Source organism: Luteimonas sp. RC10 (assembly GCF_014192745.1).
Lineage (GTDB): Bacteria > Pseudomonadota > Gammaproteobacteria > Xanthomonadales > Xanthomonadaceae > Luteimonas.
Genome location: NZ_JACHYJ010000001.1, coordinates 143,048 through 169,969, shown reverse-complemented (window position 1 = coordinate 169,969; position 26,922 = coordinate 143,048). Strand labels below are relative to the sequence as shown.

The window sequence follows — 26,922 nt, the reverse complement described above, 5'->3', positions numbered from 1 at the left end:
ATGACGAAACGCCTGATTCTGATCGACGGGTCCTCGTACCTGTACCGCGCCTTCCATGCCCTGCCGCCGCTGTCCAACGCCGACGGCGAGCCAACCGGCGCGCTGTTTGGCGTTGTCAACATGCTGCGCGCCACGCTCAAGGAGGCGCCGGACTTCGCGGCGTTCGTGGTCGATGCGCCGGGGCGCACGTTCCGCGACGATCTCTATGCCGCCTACAAGGCCAACCGCCCGCCGATGCCCGACGAGCTGCGCGCGCAGGTCGATCCGATGTGCGACATCGTCGAGGCGCTGGGCTTTCCGATCCTGCGCGTACCCGGCGTCGAGGCGGACGATGTCATCGGCACGCTCGCCGTGCAGGCCGCCGAGGCCGGCATCGCGACGACGATCTCGACCGGCGACAAGGACTTCGCGCAGCTGGTGCGCCCGGGCATCGTCCTGATCAACACGATGAGCGGCAGCCGCATGGACAGCGAGGCGGCGGTGCACGATAAGTTCGGCGTCCGCCCCGACCAGATTGTCGACATGCTGGCGCTGATGGGCGACAGCATCGACAACATCCCCGGCGTGCCCAAGTGCGGGCCGAAGACCGCGGCCAAGTGGCTGGCCGAGTACGAGTCGCTCGACGGCGTGATCGCGGCCGCGGCCAACATCAAGGGCAAGATCGGCGAGAACCTGCGCGAGGTGCTGGACCAGTTGCCGCTCAGCCGCACGCTGGCGACGATCCGCACCGACGTGCCGCTCGACGGCGGACCCGACACCCTGGTGCTGCGCCAGCCCGCGACCGACGCGCTGCGCGGGCTCTATGCCCGCTATGGCTTCACCCAGGCGCTGCGCGAGCTCGAAGGCGGCGGCCCGGCTGCGGCCGCCGCGACGACGGCGCCGGCGCCTTCGGTCGAGATCGACCCGGCCCTGTCGGCGCCGGGCGAATACGAGACCGTGCTCACGACCGAGCGACTCGAGGCCTGGATCGTCCAGTTGCGCAGCGCCGAGGAGTTCGCGTTCGACACCGAGACCGACGCACTCGATGCGATGCGCTCCAATCTGGTCGGATTGAGCGTGGCGGTCGAGCCGGGTCGGGCGGCCTACATCCCGCTCGGGCACGACTATCCGGGCGCGCCCGCCCAGCTCGATCGCGCCCAGGTGCTCGAGGCACTGCGGCCGGTGCTCGAGGACCCGGCGCGGCGCAAGCTCGGCCAGCATGGCAAGTACGACCTGCACGTGCTGCGCCGACACGGCGTCGCGCTGCGCGGCTATGCCGACGACACCTTGCTCGAAAGCTTCGTGCTCGACGCCGGCATCGCCCGGCACGACATGGACTCGCTGGCCAAGCGGCATCTGGGCGTGGACACGATCCGCTTCGAGGATGTCGCCGGCAAGGGCGCCAAGCAGATCTCGTTCTCGCAGGTCGCCATCGACGACGCGACCCGCTACGCCGCCGAAGATGCCGACATCACCTTGCGCCTGCATCGTGTGCTCAAGCCGCGGGTCGAGGCCGAACCCGGCCTGGCGCGGGTCTACGGCGAGATCGAGATGCCGCTGGTGCCGGTGCTGGCCCGGATCGAGGCCAACGGCGTGTGCATCGATGTCGACGAACTGCGCCGGCAGAGTGCGGATCTGTCCAAGCGCATGCTCGCCGCGCAGCAGAAGGCGACCGAACTGGCGGGACGCACGTTCAACCTCGACTCGCCCAAGCAGGTCTGCGCGCTGCTGTTCGAGGAACTGGGGTTGCCGGCGGTCGTCAAGACGCCCAAGGGCCAGCCCAGCGCCAACGAAGAAGCGCTGGAGGCGATCGCCGACCAGCACGAACTGCCGCGGGTGATCCTCGAGTACCGCAGCCTGGCCAAGCTGCGCGGGACCTATGTCGACAAGCTGCCGGAGATGATCAATCCCGACACCGGCCGCGTGCACACCAGCTACCACCAGGCCGGCGCAGCGACCGGGCGGTTGTCGTCGTCCGATCCCAACCTGCAGAACATCCCGATCCGCACCGACGACGGTCGTCGCATCCGGCGTGCCTTCATCGCGCCGCCCGGCCGCCGGCTGGTCGCGTGCGATTACTCGCAGATCGAGCTGCGGATCATGGCCCACCTGTCCGAGGACGCTGGTCTGATCGGCGCGTTCGAGACCGGGGTCGACGTGCACCGCGCGACCGCAGCCGAGGTCTTCGGTCGGCCGCTCGACCAGGTGACTGCAAACGAGCGCCGCGCGGCCAAGGCGATCAACTTCGGGCTGATGTACGGCATGAGTGCATTCGGCCTGGCGCGCAACCTCGGCGTCGGCCGCGGCGAAGCCCAGGACTACATCGCGCTGTACTTCTCGCGTTATCCGGGCGTGCGCGACTTCATGGAGCGGACCCGCCAGCAGGCGCGCGAGACCGGCTTCGTCGAGACGGTGTTCGGGCGTCGCCTGACGCTGGACTTCATCCAGCGCGGCAACGCCTCGCAGCGCGCGGGCGCCGAGCGCGCCGCGATCAACGCGCCGATGCAGGGCACCGCGGCGGACATCATCAAGCGCGCGATGGTCGCTGTCGACGAGTGGCTGGCGGGCCACGCCGCGCAGGCCAAGATGATCCTGCAGGTGCACGACGAACTGGTGTTCGAGGCCGATGCCGACTTCGTCGAGCCACTGCTGGCCGGCGTGGTGCCGAGGATGACCGAGGCCGCCCAACTGCGGGTGCCGCTGGTGGTCGATTGCGGCGTCGGCGATAACTGGGATCAGGCGCACTGATCCCGGTCAGGCGGTCCGCGCGCACCTGGGCCGGCGTGGCTGTATTTGCCGCGCTGCCGCATGCAGGGGAGTGCAGCGCGACGGAGTAAATGCAGCCTGAATTTGCCCGAAAATTGAATGTCGCCTTCACGAACCATCAATGCGTCGAGTGGTCTCATACTCGCGACAGATGCAAGGTCTGTCGCAGATCCCTCCCTTCCCCTGGAGTGATCGACCGGAACCAACAGGCTTCTCCCCGAGCCCGGTTCCCGAGCCCCGTAGGCCCCCCCTGCCTACGGGGCTTTTTTATGTCCGTCTGCCGCGTATTGGAGTTTGACGCCGGATGGACGCAGCCAGCGCGCAGGAAGCCGCGCGTCTCCCGGTCAGGCCGCTTCGCGGTCAGCGTTGCCGTTACTCAGGCGTTCGCCCGCAAACCAGAGGTCCAGAAACGGGGTCAGAGTGCAATTTCACGAGGCGAAACTGCACTCTGACCCCGGTTTTGGTCATTCATACATCGCTGACTCGCCGCCGTGGACCATCCGTGACCCGCTCGCGCAATCCCCGGCCATCGCGACGCACTGAGATCGAAGGCCTGCGACTTCGTCCATCCGGGGGCTCAGTCGCCCTAAACGAAGGCAATGACGTGGCGGACTCGGCAGCCGACTGGCGGCCGGTGGCCGCGTCAAGCGCGCCATGGATGGCGCGCGCCCGAGTCAAGGCAGGATGCCTTGCCGAGGGGGAGCGGCTTCCGGTCGCCAGGCGGTTGCCCGCCCGGAGTGGAACCTCCGTCCTCCACACTCGGAGATAAGCGTTTATCCCGTCGTTCAAGCAGATATAGGTGATTAGCATGCGCTGGAATTCAATCAGCGCAATCCTCGATCACCCGTGTTCTTCTAGAACGGCGTCGGGCAGTGCAGGCGCAGCGGTGCGCCGGTGGCCGGGTGGGGCAGTTCGAGCGATTCGGCGTGCAGCAGCAGGCGCGGGGCGCGGCGCTGTGCAGGCTCGGGCGCGTACAGCGGGTCGCCGAGAATCGGATGGCCGATCGCCTGCAGATGAACGCGCAGTTGGTGACTACGTCCGGTCACCGGCATCAGCACCAGGCGGGCGACCGGTGCGCCGTCGGCGGCGGTCTCGCGCCGCAGCACCCGCCAGCGGGTCAGCGCCGGCTTGCCGTCGACCGGATCGATCTTCTGCCGGGGCCGCTCCGGCCAGTCGACCAGCAGCGGCAGGTCGATCTCGCCGGCCTCCTCGGTCGGCCAGCCGTCGACGACCGCGATGTAGCGCTTCTCGACCCGACGTCCCTCGAACGCCGCCCCGAGCACGCGCTGCGCCTCCGCGCCCCGGGCCAGCAGCATCAGCCCGGAGGTCGCCATGTCCAGCCGGTGCACGACCCGCGCGTCGGGCCACTGCGCGCGGGCGCGGGTGGCCATGCTGTCCTGCTTGTCCGGCCCGCGGCCGGGCACCGACAGCAGCCCGGCGGGCTTGTCGAAAGCCAGCACGTGGTCGTCGCCGTAGAGCTGGCGCAGGCAGTCCGGGACGACGTCCGGATGCGCGATGTCGAGGACTGTCGCCGCCATGGGATCAGGCCAGTTCGGTGAGCCAGTCGCGCGGGCGCAGGTAGTCGGCCAGCCGCGCCTCGGCACTGTCGGCCTCGGGCGTGTAGCCGTATTCCCAGCGCACGCGCGGCGGCAGGCTCATCAGGATCGATTCGGCGCGTCCGCCCGACTGCAGCCCGAACAGCGTGCCGCGGTCGTAGACCAGGTTGAACTCGACGTAGCGGCCGCGGCGATAGAGCTGGAACTCCCGCTCGCGCTCGCCGTAGGGCGTGTCGCGGCGCCGCGCGACGATCGGCAAGTAGGCATCGAGGAAGCCGTCGCCGACGGCCCGCATGTAGGCGAACTCGTGCTCGAAATCGCCGTGCTGGTCGTCGAAGAACAAGCCGCCCACGCCCCGGGTCTCGGCGCGGTGGCCGAGGAAGAAGTACTGGTCACACCAGCGCTTGTGGGCCTCGTAGCGTTCCTGGCCGCCGAACGGTTCGCACAGCGCCCGCGCGGTGCGGTGCCAGTGCACGATGTCCTCGTCGACCGGGTAGAACGGCGTCAGATCGAACCCGCCGCCGAACCACCAGGCCACCACTTCGCCATCACGCATCGCGCGGAAATGGCGCACGTTGGCGTGGGTCGTGGGCAGGTGCGGGTTGCGCGGGTGGAACACCAGCGACACGCCGGTGGCGCGCCACGACGCGCCGGCCAGTTCCGGCCGGTGGGTGCTGGCCGAGGGCGGCAGCCGGGTACCGCTGACGTCGGAGAAGCCGATCCCGGCCTGCTCGAACACCGCGCCATCGCGCAGCACGCGGGTTCTGCCGCCGCCCCCTTCGGCGCGCTGCCACAGGTCCTCGGCGAACCGGGCCTGGCCATCGGCCTGCTCGATCGCGGCGCAGATGCGGTCCTGCAGCCCGGTGAGGTAGTCCCGGACCGTGTCGAAAGTGTCGTTCATCCGGGGCATTGTAGGTGCGTCGCCCCGGTCGGCATTGATCCGGGTCAATCCCCGCTGGCCGGCGCGTGGGTCCGGTGCCACTGCTGCAGCCGAGCCGCGAGTGCCTCGGCGCCCAGGCCGTAAGTGTCGGGCAGGGCGCCGTGGAAGCCGCTCAGGCCGCGGTTGACCCGCCGCAGCTGCGCGCCGCGATCGACGTGCGGGGCGAAGTCCAGCCCGACGACCGGGTGCAGGCCGACCCGGGTGGTGCCGAATCGGGCGATGTCGCTCCAGGCCAGGCGCGTGGTCCTGAACAGCGCACGCACCTCCAGGCCGTGGGAATCGAGCCGCAGATGGTGGGCGCCGGGCAGCAGCCCGGCCAGTGCCAGCAGTGCGCAGGCCCCGAATATCCCGCCCAGGCTCCAGGCGACCGTGGGCTGCCGGTCGCCGACCGCGACCGCCAGCCCGACCAGCACCAACGACACGGCCAACAGCGCCAGCCGCTTCCACGGCGCCGGTCGCAGCAGTTCGACCGCCGGCAGTGGCGCAGGCGTCACTTGAGCGTGCGTTCGAACAGTTCGTGGATGCGGCGGTACTGGTCGTACCACGAGGCCGGATGCTGGTAGGCGTGCCGCTCGAGCGGGTAGCTCGCCAGTTCCCACTTGTCCTTGCGCAGTTCGATCAGGCGCTGGGCCATCATCACCGAGTCCTTGTAGAACACGTTGTCGTCGATCATGCCGTGACTGATCAGCAGGTGGTCCTGCAGGCGGTCGGCGTATTCGATCGGCGAGGACTTCAGATAGGCCTCCGGATCGATCTCGGGCGTGTTGAGGATGTTGGCGGTGTAGGCGTGGTTGTACTGCGACCAGTCGGCGACCGGGCGCAACGCCGCGCCGGCCTTGAAACGGCCCGGTTCGCGCATCAGCGCCATGAACGTCATGAAGCCGCCGTAGCTGCCGCCGTAGATGCCCACGCGGTCGCGGTCGGCCTGGTGGTGCTCGACCAGCCAGTCGATGCCGTCGAGATAATCCTCAAGCTCCGGGTGGCCCATCTGCCGGTAGATCGCGGTGCGCCAGTCGCGGCCGTAGCCGGCCGAGGCGCGGAAGTCGAGGTCGAGGACCAGATACCCCTGCTGCACGAGCATGTTGTGGAACATCTGCTCGCGGAAGTAATTGGGGTAGCGGTCGCTGACGTTCTGCAGGTAGCCGGCGCCGTGCACGAACAGCACCACCGGGTACTTGCGGCCGGGTTCGTAGTCCTTCGGACCATAGAACTTGCCCCAGACCGCGCCGGCGCCGTGCTTGGACGGGACCTGCACGTACTGCGGCTGCAGCCAATCGTAGGCCTTGAACTCGGCCGTGCGGGTGTCGGTGAGCACGCGCACGGCGCCATCGTTGACGTCGGCGACCGCCAGCTGCGGCGGCAGATAGCTCGATGAGGTGCGCAGCAGCAGGCGGGTCTCGTCGGGCGAGAGCGCGAAGTCCTCGATGCCGCCGGTGGCGGTGATCTCGCGCACACCGCCGTCGCCGGACATGCAGACCTCGTAACGGCCTGGCCACTGCTGGTTGCACAGGAAGAAGAAGCGGCTGCCGTCGTGCGACATCACCGGCGACGAGACCTCCCAGCGGCCGGAGGTCAGCGCGCGCTGGCGCGAGCCGTCATGCAGGTAGAGATGCGAGTAGCCCGATTCCTCGGACAGGAACCACAGCGTGCGGTGGTCGGGCAGCCAGCCGAACTCGTTGAAGTCCCAGTTGATCCAGGCCGGATCGGTCAGCCGGTGGCGGCTGCGCAGCGTCGCGCTCTCCAGGTCGACGGTCGCCAGCCAGCGGTCCTTGTTGTCGACCGAATGGATCGACAGCGCGACGTTGCGGCCGTCGTCGCTCCAGCGGATCGCACCGCCGCCACCGCCGCGGCCGTCGATCTCCAGGCGCACCGGGCGGTCGCCCTGCAGTGGCGGCTTGCCGGCGGCCCGGCGCAGATCGGCCAGCGGATCGGTCCCGATGCCCGGCAGCGTGCCGGTGCCGAGTTCGCGCACCCGCCCGGTGGCCAGGTCCACCAGCCACAGCCGGTGCGGCAGCGGGTCGTTGCGGCCCACGCGGGTACGCACGTCCTCGAATTCCTCGTAGCCCGATTCGGTGACGTACTTGGGCATCTTGCCGTCGCGGCCGGCGTCGCCGTCCTTGGGCTCGGTGACCACGATCAGGCGATCGCCGGCCGGCGACAGTGCACTGCCGGCAATGGTCACATCCTTGCCCAGATACACCGGGCCGGGGGCGCGCGTGGCATCGGTCCGACGCCAGGTCTCGTTCTGTGCGCGCAGCGCATCGCGGCGCTCGCGCTCGGTGCGCAGGGTTTCGATCATGCGCAATTGCCGGTCGCGCAAAGCGTCGGCCGGCGGCGGCTTGGTCGGGTCGGCTTCGGCCTTGAGGCTGGTCAGCTGCGCGGTGCCGCGTTGCGGGTCCCAGCCATACCAGTCGTCGCCAGACCGCCACACCAAGCCACCGCCGGTCGTCCACTGCGCCTGCGTCTCGGTCGCTTCGGTGCGGGTGATCTGGCTCAGCTGACCGGTGCGCAGGTCGCGCACGAACAGATCGCCATTGCGCATGAAGGCCATGCGCGTGCGGGTCGCATCGAGGATCGGCTCGCGCCCGTCGATGTCGGGACGCGTCGCATCGTCCACACGTACCGAGGCGCCGCCGGCGAGCGGCTGCACCCAGGTGTCGCGCACGTTGCTGTCTTCGCGCTTGGCGGTGTAGTAGGCGCGGCTGCCGTCCCAGCTCCACCAGGCCGATTCAACCGGCGCGCCGATCCAGTCCGGGTCGGCCATGATCCGGTCCAGGGTCAGCGGCTGCGCGGGTTGCGCGGCGGCGAGCGGGGTGGCGAAGGCGCAGGCGAGCACCCAATACAGCGGCAGACGACGCATCGGCAGCGATCCGTGGAGCGGAAAGGAGCGCGCAGTGTACCGGCGCGCGCCCCACAGCCGCTCTGGCGAAGGTCATGGCGCCTTCGCGCGTGCGCGTACGCGGATCAGGCCGCGTCCTTGGCGCGCTTCATGTCTTCCTTGTGCTTGCCGGCGTCGAGATACGAGATGTAGGTGGTGGGTTGCCGGTTTTCTTCCCAGCGCCTCTTGAACTCACCGAACTCGGATCGGCGATGCTCGAAGATGCTCACGTCCTCCGGGCTCTTGCGTCCCCCCCACTTCGCGTCCCGGAGGTCCCAGTAGTTCCCGACGGTCTGCTTGGCATCCTTGAAATCGGCCAGCGTGGTGCGCACCCAGTCGTACTTGACTGCCCAGTCGCCCTTCGCGACGCCGTCGTTGGCCAGTTGGTTGAACCAGTCGTACTGTTCGCGATTGATCGCCTTGCTCTTTGCACGCGACGTGAAGATGTTCGCGAACAGATCGACGATGGTCAGTGGGATCGCAAGCGGCCCGGCCACGCGCGAGACCATGCGCAGGGCCGACAACGCTGCGCTGGCACCGGTCTTGCCGGCGGCCGCCGCCGCCGTGGTGAACTCGCTCGCGGTGCTCAGCGCCGGCTGGACCACGCCCAGCGTGCCGGAGATCGCGCCGACGACCGCGCTCGCCTTCTCCGCGTCGCTGGCGTCGCCGCTCGACAGCGCGGCATGCGCGCCGAGGCCGCCGGTGACCGCGCCCAATACGCCGCCAACCCGGCCCGAGTAGTCCACCAGCGTGTTGAAGGTGGCCTTCGCGGCCCGGGTGGCATCCTGGCCGTCGAGTCCGCCCTTGGCCGCATCGGTCAGCCCATCGAGGATGCGGTCGCGGTGCTCGACCTTCGGGCCATCAGGAATGTCGGTGTCGGCGACCCGCTCGCCGATCGCATCGACCCCCATATTGCCCTGCCGCGTTTCGATATCGAGCGCGTCCCGGGCGCCGTCGCCGATGCCCAGCAGCTTCAGCGTCGAGCCGTCGATGCCCTTGGTGAGGTTGCGCAGCAGTGATGTCGATTCGGGCAGGCTGCCGATCATGCTCAGCAGCCCGCCGGCGGTCGCCAGCTTCTCTTCCGGCGTCTCCCCGAGGTCGCCGCCTGCGAGCTGGCGGGCCGTCGAGACGACCCCGATCGCGCCGGTGACCGCGGACAGCACGCCGTTCGACGACAGGTCGTGATACAGCGAGCGGATCGATTCGCGGCGCTCGCCCTGGATGCCCGACTTGTCGATCGCGGCGTCGATCGTGTCGTGATCGACGAAGTCGCCGCCGCGCAGCTCGGCCGCCATCTTCGCGAAATCCTGCTTGCCGGCGATGCCGGCGTCCTTCAGGAACGCTTCGATCTTGTCGGCGAGCTGGAACGGCAGCCCGGCCTTGTCGATACCGTTGCTGATCGCCCCCAGGCCGGCGTCCACGGCATCGGCAGCGGCATCGGCGTCGATCGACGAGGGGTCGGCGAAGGTGGTGTCGAAGTCCGCCGCCAGCGCATTGTTGGCAAAGATCTTGGACGCGCTTTCCGCTCGCTTCGGGTCGAGCACTGCCAACTGGGACAGCGCGTTCTCGATGTCGGCATAGGCGCGCGGCATCTCGGAGTCCGGGAGCTCGCTGATGGCCTTGAGGTAATCCGTGCCCTCGAGCAACTCGGTCAGATTCTTCTCGACATTCCTCACGCCGTCGCCGGGGACGGCGTCGAGCGCTTCCTTCAGTTTTTCGTGATGCAGCTTGGCGATCTCATCCGACCGCATCAGATCACCGATCCCGTCGCGGATCTTCGACGCCTCCAGCATGTCCTGCATGTCGACGGGCTCGAGCTTACGCGCGCCTTCGTGTTGCGTGCGGGTGGCGCTGCCGGCGCCCGACAGCCGCTCTTCGTAGACAGGAATGACATCTTTGCCTTCGGTCACCGCGTGATCGGCTTCGAGCAGGCGCAGCAGCTTGGCCTCCTTGCTGTCGGTCTCCAGATCGCGGTCGCGCAAGTCCTCGATCATCAACTTCATCGCCGCGTCTTCGACCTTCAGCGGCTTGCCGTCGTGCTCGATGTCGGTTTCGAGCGCGTAGAGGTCCGTCTTGTCGCGCGCCGGCAGCCCGGCCTGCTCGCGGATCTCGTCGATTCGTTCGCTGCCCGATGCCAGATTCAGGTAGTGGTGCTCGGCCGCCGCGTACGCGCCCGGCGCCTTCGCTTCGGGGATCGCGTAGTGGTCGCCATTCTTGGTGGTGACCTGCAACCAACCGTCGCCGCCGGCCCCCGGATGCGCGCTGGATTTGATGTCGTCCACCGACAGGTTCCTGTCCTCGGCCAGTGCCTTGAACTTGCCGCCGTCGGTGATGATGTCCATCGTCTCGCGCTGCGCGTTCGCGCCATCAGCGATCTGAATGAGACGGGCGATGTCCTCGGGCACCACCCCCGGCGGCAGGGACGCGATGAGATCGGCATTGGCACGCGCGGTCGCACCCTCAAGCAGATGCGGCAACTGTCGGATGTCTGCGGGCAAGAGCCCGGGAGGCAGCGAGGCGATGATGTCGGCCTTGTCGGTAGCCCAGTCATTGGTCGACGCGGCCGGATCCAGACCGGGCGCGGAAGAACTGACGGAAAGATCGGACATGGACGCTCTCCTGCGCGTGGCGGTGGCATGTTGCGAAGCGGACCCGTTCGCCGCGCCCAGCGTGGCCGGATCGTTCTGTGGGCTCAAGCTGGGGAAGACCCTATGCCAGCCGGGAGCGACCATCTGCAGACTGCTATGGCGCCGACGCGACGGGTCTGCACATCTAGCGTGCAACGCGACGATCGACCGCATCCCGGTTTCACGACAGGTGCCGCACACTCGATGCCCGACCGTTTCACGCAAGGAGCGTCGGCGTTGGACACGCTGCTGCTGTCTCGGATCCAGTTCGGATTCGTGATTTCCTTCCATGTGTTGTTTCCCGCCTTCACGATCGGCCTGTCGAGCTGGCTGGCCTTCCTGGAATGGCGCTGGCTGCGCACGCGCGCGGCGGTGTGGCGCGACCTGTACTTCTTCTGGCTGCGGATCTTCGCCGTGTCGTTCGGCATGGGCGTGGTGTCGGGCATCGTGATGAGCTTCCAGTTCGGCACCAACTGGTCGGCGCTGAGCGTCGCGGCAGGCAACATCCTCGGGCCGCTGCTCAGCTATGAGGTGCTGACCGCGTTCTTCCTGGAGGCGAGCTTCCTGGGCGTGATGCTGTTCGGCTGGGGACGGGTCTCGGAGCGGCTGCATTTCCTGTCGACCTGCCTGGTGGCCGTGGGCACGCTGATCTCGACCTTCTGGATCCTGTCGGCCAACAGCTGGCTGCATACACCGGCCGGCTACGAGCTCGTCGACGGGGTCTTCCATCCCGCCGACTGGATGGCGGTCATCTTCAATCCCTCGTTCCCCTATCGCCTGGCACACATGGTGCTGGCGGCCTTCATCACCACCTGCTTCGTCGTCGGCGGTGTCGCGGCGTGGTACCTGCGCCGCGGCGAGCATGTCGAGGCCGGCGCGCGGATGCTGAAGCTCTCGATCGTATTCGCCGCGATCACCGTGCCGCTGCAGATCGTGGTCGGCGACCTGCATGGCCTGAAGACGGGCGAGGTGCAGCCGGTGAAGCTCGCGGCGATGGAGGCGCACTGGCATGCGGGCGCGCCCGGTGCAGGCGTGCCGCTGGTGCTGTTCGCGGTGCCCAATCCCGACGACGAGCGCAACGATTACGAGATCGCCATCCCGCGCCTGGGCAGCGTGATCCTGACCCACAGTTGGGACGGCACCATCGCACCGCTGACCGCGGTGCCGCCGGAGGACCGACCACCGGTGGTGCCGGTGTTTTATGCCTTCCGGGTCATGGTGGGAATCGGCATGGCGATGCTGGTGCTGACCGCGGTGTCGCTGTGGGCCTGGCGGCGGCGCACGTTGCTGCGCTCGCGCTGGTTGCTCGATGCCTGGCGGTTGATGGCGCCCAGCGGCTTCATCGCCGTGCTGGCGGGCTGGTTCGTGGTCGAGATCGGCCGCCAACCGTGGGTGATCCAGGGCCTGCTGCGCACCAGCGAGGCGGTCAGCGAGATCGACCGCACCAGCGTCATCGTGTCGCTGTCGGCGTTCGCGATCGCCTACGCGGTGGTGTTCGGCGCGGGCGGCGGCTACATCCTGAAGATGATCCGCAAGGGACCGCAGCCGTTCGACGATGGCCCGGACCACGATGCGGGCGAGCGCACGCCGATGCGGCCGATTTCGGCGGCGGACGGCCCGGTGGGGGAGGACTGATGGAGCTTGCGACCGTGCTGCCGGTAGTCTGGTTCGGCGTGATCGGCTTCGGTGTGTTGATGTACGTGCTGCTCGATGGCTTCGTGTTGGGCCTGGGCGTGCTGGCGCCGTTCGCCGAAGACGAGGCACAGCTCGACCACATGATGAACACCGCCGCTCCGATCTGGGACGGCAACGAAACCTGGCTGGTGCTGGGCGGCGCGGGGCTGCTGGCGGCGTTCCCGCGGGCCTACGCGATCGTGCTCTCGGCGCTGTACTTGCCGGTGCTGCTGATGCTGATCGCGCTGGTCTTCCGCGGGGTGGCGTTCGAGTTCCGCTTCAAGGCCCGGCGCGGCAAGCGGTTCTGGGGGGCGGCGTTCGCGCTCGGCTCGCTGCTGGCCGCATTCGCGCAAGGGGTGATCCTCGGCGCACTAGTCGAGGGCATGCCGCTGGAGGCCGGCAAGTACGCCGGCGGCGCACTCGACTGGTTCAGCCCGTTCTCGATGCTGACCGGCGTGGCGGTGGTGTTCGGCTACGCGTTGCTGGGCAGCAGTTGGCTGATCCTCAAGACCGAGGGCCGGCTACAGTTGATCGCGCGCACGCTGACCCGGCCGCTGGTGCTGGTCGTGGCTGCTTTCATGGGGCTGGTCAGCGCCTGGCTGCCGTTCCTCGACTCGCGGATCATGGCGCGCTGGTTCGAGGACGGGAACTTCTGGTGGCTCTCGCCGGTGCCAGTGCTGGCCTTGCTCAATGTGCTCTGGCTGTGGCGCGCGGCGATGCGTGAAGGCCGCGATGCGCGCCCGTTCCTGCTGACGCTTGCGTTCTTCGTGCTGGGATTCGCGGGCCTGGTGCTGGGCATCTGGCCCAACATCGTGCCGCCGTCGCTGAGCATCTGGGAGGCGGCGTCGCCACCGTCGTCGCAGATGTTCGTGCTGGGCGGGCTGGTATTCCTGCTGCCGCTGATCCTGGGCTATACCGCGTGGTCGTACCGGGTGTTCCGCGGCAAGGTACAGGCCGACGCCGGCTATCACTGAACGCGACGCGGCCCACGCGATACCCAAGGCGGTCCTTTTGCCGCACAATTCGGCGCATATCGCCGATTCTGCGCACATGCACGCCTACGTCTACAAAAGTCAGCGCAAGGCGGACACCTACGTGTACCTCGCTGCCAGGGACGCGTTCGACGTCCTGCCCGATCCGCTGCGCGCCGAGCTCGGCACGCTGGCGTTCGTGCTCGAGGTGGCGCTGACGCCCGAGCGTCGGCTCGCCCGCGAGAACCCGGTGCAGGTGCGTCACAACCTGCAAGCGCAAGGCTTCCACCTGCAGATGCCGCCACGGGCGGTGGCCGATCCGCTGACCGACGACTGGAGCACAGATGCCTGAGCGTCCGCGTCGCCCCGTGCCGACGGCTCCGCAGCGACGGTTTCCCATCGCGTTGGCCGCGGCGCTCGCTCTGGTCGCGTGCACGCTGCTGGGCGGCGTGCCGGCGGCGGTGGCCGGCGTGCTGGCGCAGCCGGCCTTTGCGCTGGCCGTGCGCGGCCGTGCACGTGGTGGTGCCGATGGCCGCTCACCCTGGCCCGACGTGCGTGCGCTGGCGATCGCCTGGGTGAGCGCGGCCGCTGCCGGCGCGCTGCTGGCCGCCTGGCCGCTGGCGGCATTGCCCCGTGGCGGCGATCTGGGCGGTGCGCTTGGATTGAGTGTGGCGGTCGGCCTGGTGATGGTCGGCGTCTGGCGGACCTGGCCGTTGTGGCACGCGATCGAACGCGACGGCGGCGAGTTGCGCGCGCACTGGCGGGCGCTGGCCGACCAGGACGTCGGCGCCGCGCGTGGAATCGCGGTCGCGGGTGCAGTGACCGCGGCGCTCGCGATCGCACTCGCCCCTGCTTGGTTGCCGGCGCTGGCGCCGGGCATGCGGGCCGGCCTGACCGTGGCCGCCGCGCTGGCGTGGTGGCTGTTGCACGCCGGCCTGCAACGGCTCGCCCCGCCGCAGGCGTTGCCGATGCCGGTGGTGGAGATGCCCGGCGACCCGGCCGCCGCCCTGTTCGACGAGCCTGTCGACGCCGATCCCGAGGTGGCGCTGTACGCCGCCGCGCGCGCCGGTCGGGTCGAACGCGCGCTGGCGCTGATCGAGGCCGGCGCCGACGTGCGCGCGCTGCCACCGCCCGAGACGCGCGACCAGCGCAGCCTCGCTGTACTGGCGGCGGTGCTGCCCGATCTGCGGCTGCTGCGCGAACTCATCGCGCGCGGCGTCGACGTCAACGCCGCGCATGCGGGCATGACGCCGTTGCTGGCGGCCACGCGCGACAGCTGGCATGGCCGGCCCGATGCGGTGATGACCCTGCTGGCCAATGGCGCCGACCCGCGGGTGACCGATCATGAGGGCAATACGCCGCTGCATCTGGCCGCGCGCAGTTCCGACCCGGGCGTGGTCGCGCTGTTGCGTGATGCGGCTGCCGAACTCGATGTCACCAACCACGATGCGCTGACCCCGCTCGGGGTGGCGTGCGCGGCGGGCAACTGGCGGCTGGCGAAGTTCCTGCTTGAGCACGGCGCCCGACCCGAGGTCGAAGGCGCGACGCCGGCCCTGCTGGCGGCGGCTGGCGGGGACGAGGACGATGCGGCCGGCGTGCAATTGCTGATCCGCCACAAGGGCCGGGTCGATGCGCGCGATCGCCAGCGTCGCAGTGCACTGCATGTGGCCGCCTCGCACGGCCATACCGAGATCCTGGCGGCCTTGCTGGCGGCCGGCGCCGATGTGCGTGCGCGCGACAACGACGGTCGCACGCCGCTGCTCGATGCGGCGCGCGGCGGCAGTCTGGCCGCGCTCGACGCGCTGCTGGCCGCGGAGGCCGACGTCGCCGCGGTCGACATCGCCGGGCGCAACGCGATCATGCTCGCCTGCGCGTCCGAGTCGGCGTCGCCGGCGCTGGTGCAACGCCTGCTCGCGCTGGGCGTACCGGCCGATGTGGTGGACGGCGATGGCAAGCGCGCCGTCGACCGTGCAGCCGAGGCCGGGCGCTGGTCGCTGGTCCGCCTGCTCGATCCCGACTATCCGCTGCCGGTCAATCTCGACATGGATGGCGACGACGCCACTGGCGACCGTACGCCGCTGATGCTGCTGCGCGCCGGGCTGCGCGAGGGCCGGCATGCGCAATTGGGCGACCTGCTGCGGCTGGTCGGCCCCGCCGAACTGGGCACGCTGCTGGCCGACCCGGCATCGGCGCTTTCGCTCGAACAGGTCGAATGGCTGCTTGCCCATGGCGCCGATCCCAACGTGCGCGATGCGGAGGGCCGCACGCCGCTGACGGCGCTGCTCGCCCGCGCGCCGGATGCGCTGCCGGTGCTGCAGGCATTGCTGCGCCATGGCGCGTCGCCTGCCGGTGCGGGCGGACTGGCGGCGTACCTGGCGGCCTGTGTCGAAGGCGACCATGCGGCGCGGGCGTTCGAAGGGCTGTCGCTGGATCTGCTGGCGCGCGGCGCCGACCCGTTTGCCGCATCGCCCCAGGGCGATCCGCCGCTGGCGCTGGCGGTCCGGCTGGGATGGCCGCGACTGGTCGAGCGGCTGGCTGGATTGGGTGTCGATCCCGATGCCCGCGATTCGCGCGGTATGACCGCCTTGCATCTGGCGGCCGCGCTCGGCCGCGAAGGTGCGCTGAAGGCGCTGGTGCGTCATGGCGCATCGCCATCGGCGCGGGCCGCCGACGGGCAGACGCCGCTGGGCGTCGCGCTGTCGGCAGGACGGCGCGATCTTGCCGATTGGTTGGACTGGCAAGGGTGGGCGCTGCCGCGTCGCGCGCTGGCGGCCACCGATCTGCCGCAGGCCGCCTCTGCCGGCGATGCCGATGCTGTCCGCCGGCTGCTCGACCTCGGCTTCGATATCGACACGCCCGACGCACAGGCCTGCACCGCATTGCTGCGCGCAGCGGGGGGCGGGCATCTGGCGGTTGTCGATCTGCTGCTCGCGCGCGGCGCCGACACGACCTGCGCGGCCCGTTCGGGCGCGACGGCGCTGTCGGCGGCGGTCAGCATGCGCCATGCCGCGGTCGTCGATCGCCTGCTCGCGGCAGGAGCACCGCTTGATCAGCGCCTGCCTGGCGAGGTCAGCGTGCTGATGCTGGCCGCCGCGCTCGGCCTGCCGGATCTGGCGGCGCGCCTGCTCACGGCCGGTGCCGACATCCACGCCACCGACGCCCAGGGCCTGACGCCGCTGCATTGCGCGGCGCTGTACGGCTTCACCTCGCGCGATCGCACACGCCTGCTGGCGCTGTTCGATACGTTGCTGCTGGCCGGTGCGCAGATCGACGCGCCCGCGGCTGGCGGGGTGACGCCGTTGCTGCTGCTGCTGGGTGCGCGTGCGGAGCCGGGCACCGCCTGCGACGAGGATGTCGTGCTGGCGGCGATGGAACACCTGCTCGACGAGGGCGTGTCGCTCGACGCACAGGATCCGCGCGGTTTCGGTCCGCTGCACCTGACCGGCCTGCACGGGCAGTTGCGCCTGGCCCGACGCCTGCTGCGCGCCGGGGCCGATCCGGACCTGCGTGACACGCTCAATCGCACGCCGCGGGAGATCGCGGTGATGCGTGGCTTCGTCGACGTCGCGGCGGAATTCACGCCGGTGCCGGCGCAGGACGGCGTATCGATGGCGCGGTTCCTGCGCGAGCGCTGAGCCCAACGCATCCACGTTGCGTCTGTCTGTTCGCGTGGGCATGATCACCTGCCCATCAATGCAGGATGCAGTCATGGTTCGCAGGCGTGTCGTGGTGCTACTCGCGCTGTTGGCGCTGTGTCTGCCGCCGGCGTTCGCACAGAACGCGCGTCAGATGCGCAGCGAAGTCGAGGCCAGCATGCTGGTCACCGGGACGGTCGATATCGAGCACGATGGCGCTGTGGCGAGCTACGCGATCGATCAGGAAGACAAGCTGCCATCACAGGTGACGAGCCTGGTGCACGGCTTCGTACCGCAGATGCGGTTCGAGCCGGTCCTCAACGAACAGTTGCCCGGCCCGGCGCGCGCGAAGATGACGCTGCTTATGGTTGCGGTCCCCGATGGCCAAGACCAGATGCGGATTGCGATTCGCAGCGCATACTTCGATGACGACATGTCAGCCGACGAGTCCAACAGTGTGAGAGCGGTCGATCTTCGTCCGCCACCGTATCCCCGCCGTCTCGTCGCAATGGGGGGTAAAGGCACCGTCTATTTATTGGTGCAGGTCATGCCTGACGGCAGCGCAGGAGAAGTCGCCGCCGAGCAGGTCAACCTAACCGTCCTCGGCAATGCTCGGCAGATGACATCGGTCCGAGAAGCGCTCGCAAAAGCGGCAATCGGCGCAACGGCACGGTGGCAATTCGGACTGCCGACCGATCAAAAGGTGCCAGATCGCGGTTATTGGATAGTCCGCGTGCCGGTGGAGTTCTCGCTTCTCCGGCCCGGACAGCGCCTCTCTGACCCTGACTATGGCCGATGGACTGCGTATCACCCAGGGCCGCGCAGTAGTCCGGCATGGGCGGAGCCCGACCCACCCGGCTTCAGTCCCGACGTACTGCTCGCCGGCGGGGTTTACGCAGCCCAGTCACGCTTCCGGCTGCTGACGCCCCTGGAAGGCTGACCTAGGGATGCCACCGTGAACCGCGCAGGCATCGGCGGCTGCAATTGGTTGCATCAAGTCCCAATCGGGACTATAACAGGCATCGAGTCCCATTCATGGACTCGGAGGTCTGCCATGCACGTCAACGAAGCGCCGCTGATTCCGTCGACCCGCCGCGATCTGGCCGGCCCGGCCCTCAAGGCGTTCTTCAACATCGCCGAGCGCTGGGGGCTGAGCGCCGGCCAGGAGCGGCGGCTGCTCGGCAACCCCGGCCGGTCGACCTACTTCCGCTGGAAGCGCGACCGCGCAGGCGCCGTCTCGGGCGACGTGTTGGAGCGGATCAGCTACCTGCTTGGCATCTACAAGGCGCTGCACATCCTGTTCCCCGACGACGCGCAGGCCGATGGCTGGGTGCATCGGGCCAACACCGCACCGCCATTCGGCGGCACGTCGGCGCTGGCGCGCATGCTCGGCGGCCATGTCGCCGACCTGTACGTGGTCCGCGAGTATCTCGATGCCCAGCGCGGCTGGAACTGAGGTGACGCCTCCGGTCCGCCCGATCGCGTGGCGGCCAAGCCATCGCATCGTGTCCAGCCGGTTTCCACCGGTCGGCGTCTTCGACGCGATCGCCGATCCGGAGGACCTCGACGCGCTGTTCGAGCTCGAGGGCATGACCAATCCGCGGCTGCGCCAGGAACTGGGAAGGATCCAATTGGTGCCGCCCGGGCGTCGGATCGCCGGCCCGGGCACCACTGCGATCATGGCCGCGTTCACCCATCCCAATCGCGACGGTTCGCGCTTCGCGGACGGGAGTTTCGGCGTCTACTACGCGGCCCGCGAGCGCGACACCGCAATCGCCGAGACCGTCTATCACCGCACCCGCTTCCTGCAGCACACGCGCGAGCTGCCCTGCGTGCTGCAATTGCGCAGCTATCTGGCCGATGTGGCCGGCGACTTCCACGATATCCGCGGTGGCTGGCCGGCGCTGCACGATCCCGACAGCTATGCCGCCAGCCAGCGTGCGGCCGTCGCGCTGCGCGCGGCCGGCAGCGAGGGCATCGTCTACGACAGCGTGCGCCAGCCGGGCGGCCAGTGCATCGCGGCCTTCCATCCCGACCTGGTCTCGCCCGCGCGCCAGGGCCCGCACCTGCACTATCACTGGGATGGCGTGGCGATCACCCACGTCGCGATCGGCACCGAACTGCTCGCACTCGCGCGGTAGTAGCGCTGACGCGCGTCCACCGCGCTGGCCGGGGTCCAGAAAGAAAGGTTCTCCTCCGAAGTCAAGCGAACCTTGCTTCTGCTCGCTCGATTAGGGGCTCCTCTTCGGAGCGCGCGTCGCGCCGGCCGGGGACTGCTCCCCGGCTCGGTCAGCCATCCCTGGCTGACTCGCCGCCGCGGGCCGTCCCTGGCCCGCTACCGCAATCCCCGACCAGCACGACGAACTGAGGCCGACAGTGCGCGACTTCTTCCGGCGGGCGACTTCATGTCCACCCGAAGTCGGGTTGCAAGCATTCGTAGCAGCGGACTGACGGACGGTGGCCGCGTCGAGCGCGCCATGGATGGCGCGCGCCCGAGTCAAGGCAGGGTGAGCATGGATGACGTGCGCGGCACTGCCGCGCATCCATGCGAACGCCACGCGTGCTTCGCGTGGCCGGACCGCGCAGCGGCCTTGCCGAGGGGAAAGCGGCTTCCGACTGGCAGGCCGCTCCCATCCGAAGTAGAACTCCCATTCCCGCACTTGCAACACGAACTACAAAAAACCCGGCACAAGCCGGGCTTTTCGTCTGGCATGGCGCGTGGCTCACTCCGCGGTGGGGCGGCGCACGACGTAGATCAGGTCGTCCTCGTAGGCCTTGGCCAGGTCGGCCTTGGAGATCGAGATGCGCTCGCTGTCATCGAACACGATGGTCGATGGGTCCTTGATGTCCGAGCGGGCGCGGTCGCGGGTGCCCAGGGCGGCGTTCTCGGTCACGACGACCACGCCGTCGTCCTCGACTGCCACCACCTTCATCAGGCCGTAGGCCGGGTCGATCGCGGTCTGCTTGTCGTCGGTGAACTCGTAATCGGAGAAGGCGCTGAGCTCGGCGGCGTACAGATCGCCGACGGCCGGTGCCTGCAGCAGAGCCTTGTCGGCTTCGCCGCGCTGGCAGGCCGACAGCAGGAAGGCCGCGGACAGGACGAGAAGCGCGGGCAACAGGCGGAACATGCGACGCATGGCGATATCCATCGGTGAGAGAGGGCGGAAAGTATAGGTCGGGGCCTGTGATGTTGGCAGCGTTTCGCGCCTTTTCGCGCCCGGCCGCGGTAGGCTCGCCCCATGGATATGATTCGTCCCGAAACGGTGACCGCGTTCTGGCGCGAGGCCGGCATGGCAAAGTGGTTCGGCGGCGGCGAGGCCTTCGACCGCGACTGCGAGCGCCGCTTCCGCGACGCCCATTTCGCCGCGGCTCGCCGCGAGCTCGACCACTGGGCCAAGACCGCCGAGGGCGGCCTGGCGCTGCTGATCCTGCTCGATCAGATCCCCCGCAACATCTTTCGCGGCAGCGCGCACGCCTTCGCGACCGACGCGCTGGCCCGGCACCACGCGCAGGCGCTGGTGGCCGCCGGTCTCGACCGCGCGCACGAGGACGCCCTGCGCGGCTTCGTCTACCTGCCGTTCGAACACGCCGAGGATCTCGCCGACCAGCAGCGGTCGGTGCAGCTGTTCGCCGATGTCGGGATCGCGACCTACCGCGACTACGCGCAGGCGCACCTGGACGTCATCGCGCGCTTCGGTCGCTTCCCGCACCGCAATCACGTCCTGGGCCGTACCAATACGCCCGAAGAGCAGGCCTGGCTCGACGCCGGCGGCGGTTTCTAGCGGCGCACGCGCCGCTGCGGTCACAGGAACGAGTCGGCCAGCCGGGCGATGCCCTCCAGGCTGCGGCGCCAGGCCGGGCGCCGTTGCCAGTCCTCGAGCGTCACCGGCGTGGCGTCGGCCAGATAGCCGGCCTCGATCGCGCGCATGCGTGCGACCACGTCGCGGTCGTAGACCAGCAGGCCGATCTCGGCGTTGAGCGCGAACGAGCGGATGTCGAGGTTGATCGAGCCGACCAGTGCCATCTCGTCGTCGATGCTCATGTGCTTGGCGTGCAGGAAGTGCGGCCGGTACAGCGCGATCTTGATGCCGCTCTCGAGCAGTTCGCCGTAGTAGGACGCCTGCGCCCAGGCGGTCAGCCGCTGGTTGTTGCTGGCCGAGAGGATCAGTTGCACCTCTACCCCCGACAAGGCGGCGATGCGCAGGGCGCTGAGTGTGGCGTCGTCGGGCACGAAGTAGGGCGTGGTCAACACCAGTCGGCGTCGGGCCAGGTGGATCAGCGCGTTGACGGTGTCGCGCGCGTTCTCGAATGGATAGGCCGGGCCGCTGGGCAGCAACTGCGCGGCGACATCGGCATCGGGCAGCGCGGTGGTCGGGGCGACCGCGAGCCGCTCGCCGGTCTCGATGAACCAGTCGCTGGCGAACACCGCCTCCAGATGCGCCAGCGCCGGCCCCTGCACGCGCGCGACCAGTTCGCGGTTGGGCGCGCTGACGATGAAGTCCGCATCGGCCAGGTTCTGCGAGCCGACATAGGCTGCGGTGTCGTCGATCACCGCGACCTTGCGGTGGTTGCGCAGATCCATGCGTCCGCTGCGGCGCCACTGCAGCCCGCCGGGCAGCATCGCGTGGACCTGCACCCCCGCCGCGAGCAGTCGGCGTGCATAGCGGCGCAGCCCGCGCTTGGCGCCGACCGCATCGAGCAGCAGCCGGCAGGTCACGCCGCGTGCGGCTGCGCGTTCGAGCGCTTCGGTCACCGCCTCGCCGGTGCCGTCGTCGAACATCAGGTAGTAGAGCAGGTGGACGCGCGTGCGCGCGCCGTCGATATCGGCCAGCAGCGCCTGCAGCGCCCCGTCGTAGTCGTCGATCAGCTGCACTGCATTGCCGTGGGTGGGCATGAAGTCGCCCAGCCGTTCGAGCAGTGGCGCCATCTCGGCCGAGGCGCCGGTATCAGGCGGTGTCCAGCGCAGGTCCGCCAGCGGCAGTTGCTCCTCGCGAATCACCTGCGAGGCTTGGCGCTGGCGCGCAATGCGGTCGCGCGAGAGCCAGGGATGGCCGAAGAGCAGATAGAGCGGCAATCCAGCCAGCGGCACGAAGCCGATCAGCAGCAACCAGCTGCGCGCCGCCGCCGGACGCGTGCGCGAGGGAATCCACAGCAGGGCGACGATCCGGATCGTCCAGTCGGCGATCAGGATCGCCAGTCCGAGGTTCAGGGCGTGCCAGTCCATCGGACCATTGTGCAGGGGGCGGCGTGGTCGCGGCGCAGACCTGGGATCGGATCCACGTCCGACAGGGCGCGGAGGCATCGAATGGCCACTCGTGGACGGGCCGGGCGCTGTTCCTTGCCTGGGGGCGGTGCGCCAGCGGCATCCCGCACCTGCCCAGAACGCAGAAAGCCCGCCTTGCGGCGGGCTTCCCAGATCCCGCGGCTGCGGGAAGGACGCGACGGCGTTCGCGCTGGCGAACGCACTGTCAGGTCACTTGATCTTGCCTTCCTTGTAGACCACGTGCTTGCGGACGACGGGATCGTACTTCTTGATCTCCATCTTGCCGGGGGTGTTCTTCTTGTTCTTGTCCGTCGTGTAGAAGTGGCCGGTGTTGGCCGAGGAAATCAGACGGATCTTGTCGCGCTTGCCTGCCATGTTGCGTTACTCCTCAGATCTTCTCGCCGCGGGCACGGAGCTCGGCGAGGACGGCGTCGATACCGTTCTTGTCGATGGTGCGCAGGGCCTTGGTGGACACACGCAGCTTCACCCAGCGGTTTTCGCTGGCGACCCAGAACCGGCGCTCATGCAGGTTCGGGAGGAAACGGCGGCGGGTACGGTTGAGCGCATGCGAGACGTTGTTGCCGGTCGTCGTGCGCTTGCCGGTGACTTGGCAGACTCGGGACATGGTGCACCTCGATCAATGGGAAGTCCGACGGGGAGTCGGGCTCCTTGCGGAAAGGATTTTCCGCGAACGGTATCGCCCTTGGCCAGGGAGATGGCGGCCCCGACGGCAAGGCCGTCGCGCGGTACGGGAGTCGAACCTCTCGTTGCACCGCCGCCGGGAAGACCGCGCTTCCCCGGGCGGGTCGGGAGCATGTCGCCATGATCCGGACGCAACGAGCCGGCCATATTGCCGGAACGGGCCCTGGGATGCAAGGCAGGTGAAGACGGGGCGCCGGAGAACGCAATGAAACGTGACCCGCGCGCGGGAGGTCAGCTCGGTCAGCCGAATAGCCGCGCTGATGTTCATACCTCCCCCGCGTGCGGGGGAGGTCGCCGCGCCCGGGCGCGGCGGGTGGGGGCGTGCTTCAGCTGCCCTCGCCCTGTCGCCGTCGCGGCTTCGACCGGGCGCGCGGCTTGCCCGCCGGCGTCGGCGCCGCCGTCTGGCCCGGCAGGGCACCGGCCTCCTGCAACTGCGCAAGGCCCGACAGCGTGTCCACATAGGCCAGAAAGTGCTGCAGGTAGTCGGGCGAGACCTGGCGCATCAGGGTCAGCGAGCGGTGCACCAGACGGGCCGAGTTGAGCGGGCCGGCGTCGTCGGACGTCTTCGCCAGCGAGCGCCGCACCTGGCTGCCGATGCGCACGGCCGACCACAGCCGCCGGAACGTATCGAGCGCAGGCAGCTCGGGGTAGCGCGCCGCGTCGTCTCCGGTGCACATCGCGCGCGCCAGCGCGCCCAGCGGACCGGGCGCCGCCCGCTCACGCGTGGCATCAGTCGCGGTCGCTTCGGACTCCGCATCCAGTCTCTCGGCCAGTGCGCCTGCACGCCGCAGCAGCGCCTCGCGCGGGGACCCGTGCAGACGTTCGGCGCGCTGCAGCAATGCCGCCACTGCATGCACGCGCAGCGGCTGGCGCCGATCCAGGCCCTGGGCACGCCAGGCGTCGAGCCGGGCATGCAGGGCCGCGGACTGGGTGGCTTCAGCGGCCATCGCGCGCGGCCGGGTTGCGCGGCACCGGGGCCATCTCGACCCGGCGATTGCGTGCGCGGCCCTCGGCGTCGGCGTTCGAGGCGACCGGCTGCTGCGCGCCGAAGGCCGCGGCGAACACCGAATCGGCCGGCACCCCGTCGCCGACCAGCGCGCGGGTCACGGTCAGCGCGCGCTGCGCCGACAGATCCCAGTTGTCGGCGAAGTGCAGGCGGTCACGCAGCGCACGGTCGTCGGTGAAGCCGCTGACCATCAGGATCTCGTCACGCGAGGCCAGGTATTCCGACAGTGGGCCGGCCAGGCTGCGCAGCAGGTCGCGGCCCTCGGGCTGCAACTGGTCGGAGGCATCGGCGAACAGCACACTGCCGCGGATGCCGATGCGGCCGTCGACCAAGGTGATGCGGCCGGCCGCCAGCGGCGCGGCGAGCGCCTGCTCCAGCGTCTGCAGGCGTTGCTGCTCGGCCTGGCGTTGCGCGATCTCGGCGTCGAGCTTCATTTCCAGCTGCAACTGCACGCCGATGACGCCGACCAGGATCAGCACGAACGCGCCAAGCAGCACCGACATCAGGTCGCCGAACGCCGCCCAGACGGGGGCCGCGCTGGCGTCGTCGCTGTCGAGCTCCAGGCTCATGCCGCGCCGGCCTGGCGGCCGCCCAATTGCTGCAGTTCCTCGACGATCTGCCGCTGCGCCAGCACGCTCAGGTCCACGACCTCGCGCGCCTGCGCGACGTAGTAGGCCAACTGCTCGTCGCTACGCGCCAGGGCCTTCTCCAGCGTGTCCTCGATCCGCGCCAGGCGCTCGGCCAACTGCGCATTGGCTTCGCCGAACACCTGTGCCGCGGCGCCGAAGGCTTCGCCCAGGCTGGCGACTTCGGCCGCGCCGATCGTCACCTGATCGGCGACTGCGCCGAGCTTGCCGGTCTCGGCCTCGACGTGATCGGTGAAGCGGGTGCCCACGCGTTCGAGCAGGTCGGCCGAGGTCGCGACCAATGCGTCGATCGCCGCGCGCTGTTCGGTCGAGGCGTGGTTGACCGCGCCCAGCAAGGTGTCGAGCGTGGACAGCATCTGCGTGCGTTCCTCCAGCATCGCGGTGTCGCGGGCCATGCTGTCGGACAGCGACTGGCGCAGCTCGGCAATCACCTCGGCCGCGGCGCGCGGCGCCTGCGAGGCGGTGTCGATCAGGCGCGAGATCTTGGCGATCGTCTCGCCGGCATGGGTGCGGGTCTGCGCGGCGATGGTGTCGGCGGTGGCGGCCAGCGTGTCGCAGATCGCCTGCTGCTGACGGGCGGTCTCGGCGCCTGCCTGCGCCCAGTCCTCGCGCAGCGCGCCTGCCAGCGCGGCCAGGCTGTCGGTCCAGGCCGCCAGCCGCGCGCGGTCCTGCTCGGCGAGTGCGGACTGCAGCGCGCCATGCGAGGCATCGACGCGCTCGAGCAAGGCGGCCGAATGTCGTTCGAACGCGGCCGCGGCCGCGGTCAGCGCCTGTTCGTGGCGCTCGGCCTGCGCATCGTGCGCGTCGGTCTGTTGCGACAGCGCCTGGCGCCACCCGTCGGCGATCTGGCCGGTGGTCGCTTCCAGTCGCGTCGCGACGCCGTCCACCAGCGTCGTCGTGCGCTGTTCGAAGGTCTCGCCGACACCCGCCAGCGTCTGGCGCAGATCAGTCACCAGCGCAGCCTGCGCTGCCTGCTGGCCGGCCAGCGCCTGCTGCCAGCGCTCGGTGACCTCGGCCGTCGAGGTCGCCAAACCGGCGGTGACCGCCTGCAACTGGCGATCCACCCCGTCGGCGACCGTGTCGTGCAGTGTCGCGGCCTGCGCAGCGGTGGCATCGAGACGCGCGACGACCGCGTCGAGCAACCCGCTGGCACGCTGCTCGAAGCTGGCATTGAACCCCGCCAGCGCCGCCTGCAACTCGCCGGTCAGCGCTGCACTGGCAGCCTGCTGGCCGTCGAGCGCTTGGTCCCAGCGTGCGGCCACGGCCTGCGTCGAGGCCTCGAAGCCGTGCGTCAACGCCTGCAACTGACGGTCCACGGCCTCGGCCACGCGCGTCTGCAGCGCGGTGGTTTCGCGTGCCAGCGCCGCCATCGTGGTCTCGAACACCGGCTGCAGCGCCGCGGTCGCGGCCTGCGCGCTCTGCGCCACGCTGGTCTGCAGCGAGCGTTCCACCGAGGCGGCGAGCTGCGTGTACACGGTCTCGGTGCGTGCGTGGAATGCGGCCTGCTGCGCGGCCTGTCGCTCGCCCGTTGCTCCGGCTTGCTGCTCGATCGTCGCCATCATCGCCTGCAGCCGGTCGACCAGCGCCGGCATCGTGTCGGCCTGGCGCTGCAACAGGCGCAGGGTTTCTTCGTGCCGGTACGCGTGGGAATGCGGGCGCAGCGTGGTCGCGATCGCAGCATCGAGCCCATGCACGATCATGGACCGCTCGCGGCGTACCAGGGCCGATGCCAGGCCCAGCATCGCCGAGCTCGCGATGCCCGCGATCGACGTGCCGAACGCAAAGCCCAGTCCCTTGACCGGCGCGGCCAGCGAATCGCGGATCGCCTGCAGGTCGGTCGCGGTTTCCAGCGCCAGTCCAGTGCCACGCAGCATCGCCATCATGCCCAGCAAGGTGCCGAGCATGCCCAGCAGCACCAGCATGCCGACCAGGTAAGGCGTGAGTGCAGGGATCGGCAGCGCGGTACGCGCACCCTCGACTCGCAGACGCACGGCCGCGCGCAGCGACGGGTCGAGCCGGTCAAGCCAGTCACCCAGCGATGGCGGCGTTGTCGACAGACCGGCGACGGCATCGGCCAGCGTCGCGGTCGCGCGGCGGTAACGCCACAGCTCCAGCGCACCGGCCGCATAGCAAACGCCGATCAGCAGCGTCACCGCGAGCGCCAAGGGGTTGGTGCCGAGGTAGCCCAGCGCGATCCAGGCGATTGCGGCCAGGCCCAGCGCGAACGCCAGGGCGGGGAGAAGGGACAGCGCGCGGAAACGTGAGGACATGGGCATGA

General features: G+C 69.5%; 21 protein-coding genes. 9 read left to right on the top strand and 12 right to left on the bottom strand.

Annotated elements, in window-relative coordinates:
* On the top strand, positions 1-2,727 hold the full coding sequence (gene polA, locus FHW73_RS00690) for a DNA polymerase I (RefSeq protein ID WP_183424794.1): 2,727 nt from the start codon (positions 1-3) through the stop codon (positions 2,725-2,727).
* Between the two features lie 872 nt (positions 2,728-3,599).
* On the opposite strand, the gene FHW73_RS00685 is transcribed toward polA, so the two are convergent.
* The 5 genes from FHW73_RS00685 to FHW73_RS00665 all read right to left on the bottom strand — a co-directional run bounded on the left by FHW73_RS00685 (position 3,600) and on the right by FHW73_RS00665 (position 10,971).
* Positions 3,600-4,283, bottom strand: a complete 684-nt coding sequence (locus tag FHW73_RS00685) for an RluA family pseudouridine synthase (RefSeq protein WP_183424793.1) — start codon at positions 4,281-4,283, stop codon at positions 3,600-3,602.
* A gap of 4 nt (positions 4,284-4,287) precedes the next feature.
* Positions 4,288-5,202, bottom strand: a complete 915-nt coding sequence (hemF, locus tag FHW73_RS00680) for an oxygen-dependent coproporphyrinogen oxidase (protein ID WP_183424792.1) — start codon at positions 5,200-5,202, stop codon at positions 4,288-4,290.
* Positions 5,203-5,246: 44 nt separating this feature from the next.
* Positions 5,247-5,735: a PH domain-containing protein gene (locus FHW73_RS00675; protein WP_183424791.1), complete on the bottom strand. Its 489-nt coding sequence runs from the start codon at positions 5,733-5,735 to the stop codon at positions 5,247-5,249.
* A complete protein-coding gene (locus FHW73_RS00670; protein WP_183424790.1) occupies positions 5,732-8,101 on the bottom strand; it encodes a S9 family peptidase in 2,370 nt (789 codons plus the stop codon). Before FHW73_RS00670 ends, FHW73_RS00675 begins: the two co-directional genes overlap by 4 nt.
* A gap of 104 nt (positions 8,102-8,205) precedes the next feature.
* A complete protein-coding gene (locus FHW73_RS00665) occupies positions 8,206-10,971 on the bottom strand; it encodes a hypothetical protein (protein ID WP_183424789.1) in 2,766 nt (921 codons plus the stop codon).
* A gap of 12 nt (positions 10,972-10,983) precedes the next feature.
* Between FHW73_RS00665 and FHW73_RS00660 the strand changes: the two genes are divergently transcribed.
* The 7 genes from FHW73_RS00660 to FHW73_RS00630 all read left to right on the top strand — a co-directional run bounded on the left by FHW73_RS00660 (position 10,984) and on the right by FHW73_RS00630 (position 19,167).
* Complete coding sequence (locus FHW73_RS00660) at positions 10,984-12,381, top strand: cytochrome ubiquinol oxidase subunit I (protein WP_183425338.1); 1,398 nt, start codon at positions 10,984-10,986, stop codon at positions 12,379-12,381.
* A complete protein-coding gene (gene cydB / locus FHW73_RS00655) occupies positions 12,381-13,394 on the top strand; it encodes a cytochrome d ubiquinol oxidase subunit II (protein WP_183424788.1) in 1,014 nt (337 codons plus the stop codon). Before FHW73_RS00660 ends, cydB begins: the two co-directional genes overlap by 1 nt.
* Before the next feature lie 76 nt (positions 13,395-13,470).
* On the top strand, positions 13,471-13,743 hold the full coding sequence (locus FHW73_RS00650) for a YcgL domain-containing protein (RefSeq protein ID WP_183424787.1): 273 nt from the start codon (positions 13,471-13,473) through the stop codon (positions 13,741-13,743).
* Positions 13,736-17,026 (top strand): ankyrin repeat domain-containing protein, encoded by a 3,291-nt coding sequence (locus FHW73_RS00645; RefSeq protein ID WP_183424786.1) that lies wholly within the window; start codon positions 13,736-13,738, stop codon positions 17,024-17,026. Before FHW73_RS00650 ends, FHW73_RS00645 begins: the two co-directional genes overlap by 8 nt.
* Positions 17,027-17,060: 34 nt before the next feature.
* Positions 17,061-17,966, top strand: a complete 906-nt coding sequence (locus FHW73_RS00640; RefSeq protein ID WP_221187378.1) for an energy transducer TonB — start codon at positions 17,061-17,063, stop codon at positions 17,964-17,966.
* A 114-nt stretch (positions 17,967-18,080) separates the two neighbouring features.
* Positions 18,081-18,482 (top strand): MbcA/ParS/Xre antitoxin family protein, encoded by a 402-nt coding sequence (locus FHW73_RS00635; RefSeq protein ID WP_183424784.1) that lies wholly within the window; start codon positions 18,081-18,083, stop codon positions 18,480-18,482.
* A 49-nt stretch (positions 18,483-18,531) separates the two neighbouring features.
* The gene (locus FHW73_RS00630; protein WP_345776124.1) at positions 18,532-19,167 is read left to right on the top strand and encodes an RES family NAD+ phosphorylase; all 636 of its coding nucleotides are present in this window, start codon (positions 18,532-18,534) and stop codon (positions 19,165-19,167) included.
* A 582-nt stretch (positions 19,168-19,749) separates the two neighbouring features.
* On the opposite strand, the gene FHW73_RS00625 is transcribed toward FHW73_RS00630, so the two are convergent.
* Complete coding sequence (locus FHW73_RS00625) at positions 19,750-20,163, bottom strand: hypothetical protein (protein WP_183424782.1); 414 nt, start codon at positions 20,161-20,163, stop codon at positions 19,750-19,752.
* Positions 20,164-20,271: 108 nt separating this feature from the next.
* On the opposite strand from FHW73_RS00625, the gene FHW73_RS00620 reads away from it, so the two are divergent.
* Positions 20,272-20,808 (top strand): DUF924 family protein, encoded by a 537-nt coding sequence (locus FHW73_RS00620; RefSeq protein WP_221187400.1) that lies wholly within the window; start codon positions 20,272-20,274, stop codon positions 20,806-20,808.
* Positions 20,809-20,828: 20 nt separating this feature from the next.
* Here FHW73_RS00620 and cls read toward each other — a convergent pair whose 3' ends face one another.
* The 6 genes from cls to FHW73_RS00590 all read right to left on the bottom strand — a co-directional run bounded on the left by cls (position 20,829) and on the right by FHW73_RS00590 (position 26,914).
* Positions 20,829-22,250, bottom strand: a complete 1,422-nt coding sequence (cls, locus tag FHW73_RS00615) for a cardiolipin synthase (RefSeq protein WP_183424780.1) — start codon at positions 22,248-22,250, stop codon at positions 20,829-20,831.
* 249 nt (positions 22,251-22,499) lie between these two features.
* The gene (gene rpmG / locus FHW73_RS00610; RefSeq protein ID WP_183424779.1) at positions 22,500-22,664 is read right to left on the bottom strand and encodes a 50S ribosomal protein L33; all 165 of its coding nucleotides are present in this window, start codon (positions 22,662-22,664) and stop codon (positions 22,500-22,502) included.
* A 13-nt stretch (positions 22,665-22,677) separates the two neighbouring features.
* The gene (gene rpmB, locus FHW73_RS00605; protein ID WP_047137660.1) at positions 22,678-22,914 is read right to left on the bottom strand and encodes a 50S ribosomal protein L28; all 237 of its coding nucleotides are present in this window, start codon (positions 22,912-22,914) and stop codon (positions 22,678-22,680) included.
* 403 nt (positions 22,915-23,317) lie between these two features.
* Positions 23,318-23,938: a DUF2894 domain-containing protein gene (locus FHW73_RS00600; protein WP_183424778.1), complete on the bottom strand. Its 621-nt coding sequence runs from the start codon at positions 23,936-23,938 to the stop codon at positions 23,318-23,320.
* Entirely contained in the window at positions 23,928-24,566 is a 639-nt protein-coding gene (locus FHW73_RS00595) for an OmpA family protein (RefSeq protein ID WP_183424777.1), read from the bottom strand. The genes FHW73_RS00600 and FHW73_RS00595 overlap by 11 nt, the downstream gene beginning before the upstream one ends.
* The gene (locus tag FHW73_RS00590; protein WP_221187377.1) at positions 24,563-26,914 is read right to left on the bottom strand and encodes a DUF802 domain-containing protein; all 2,352 of its coding nucleotides are present in this window, start codon (positions 26,912-26,914) and stop codon (positions 24,563-24,565) included. The genes FHW73_RS00595 and FHW73_RS00590 overlap by 4 nt, the downstream gene beginning before the upstream one ends.
* Positions 26,915-26,922: the final 8 nt, after the last annotated feature.

Coding starts and splice junctions, on each gene's coding strand:
- FHW73_RS00635 (WP_183424784.1), top strand. CDS start 18,081: ATGCACGTCAACGAAGCGCCGCTGATTCCGTCGACCCGCCGCGATCTG.
- FHW73_RS00590 (WP_221187377.1), bottom strand. CDS start 26,914: ATGTCCTCACGTTTCCGCGCGCTGTCCCTTCTCCCCGCCCTGGCGTTC.
- rpmB (WP_047137660.1), bottom strand. CDS start 22,914: ATGTCCCGAGTCTGCCAAGTCACCGGCAAGCGCACGACGACCGGCAAC.
- hemF (WP_183424792.1), bottom strand. CDS start 5,202: ATGAACGACACTTTCGACACGGTCCGGGACTACCTCACCGGGCTGCAG.
- FHW73_RS00620 (WP_221187400.1), top strand. CDS start 20,272: ATGATTCGTCCCGAAACGGTGACCGCGTTCTGGCGCGAGGCCGGCATG.
- cydB (WP_183424788.1), top strand. CDS start 12,381: ATGGAGCTTGCGACCGTGCTGCCGGTAGTCTGGTTCGGCGTGATCGGC.
- FHW73_RS00600 (WP_183424778.1), bottom strand. CDS start 23,938: ATGGCCGCTGAAGCCACCCAGTCCGCGGCCCTGCATGCCCGGCTCGAC.
- FHW73_RS00650 (WP_183424787.1), top strand. CDS start 13,471: ATGCACGCCTACGTCTACAAAAGTCAGCGCAAGGCGGACACCTACGTG.
- rpmG (WP_183424779.1), bottom strand. CDS start 22,664: ATGGCAGGCAAGCGCGACAAGATCCGTCTGATTTCCTCGGCCAACACC.
- FHW73_RS00685 (WP_183424793.1), bottom strand. CDS start 4,283: ATGGCGGCGACAGTCCTCGACATCGCGCATCCGGACGTCGTCCCGGAC.
- FHW73_RS00595 (WP_183424777.1), bottom strand. CDS start 24,566: ATGAGCCTGGAGCTCGACAGCGACGACGCCAGCGCGGCCCCCGTCTGG.
- cls (WP_183424780.1), bottom strand. CDS start 22,250: ATGGACTGGCACGCCCTGAACCTCGGACTGGCGATCCTGATCGCCGAC.
- FHW73_RS00645 (WP_183424786.1), top strand. CDS start 13,736: ATGCCTGAGCGTCCGCGTCGCCCCGTGCCGACGGCTCCGCAGCGACGG.
- FHW73_RS00625 (WP_183424782.1), bottom strand. CDS start 20,163: ATGCGTCGCATGTTCCGCCTGTTGCCCGCGCTTCTCGTCCTGTCCGCG.
- polA (WP_183424794.1), top strand. CDS start 1: ATGACGAAACGCCTGATTCTGATCGACGGGTCCTCGTACCTGTACCGC.
- FHW73_RS00670 (WP_183424790.1), bottom strand. CDS start 8,101: ATGCGTCGTCTGCCGCTGTATTGGGTGCTCGCCTGCGCCTTCGCCACC.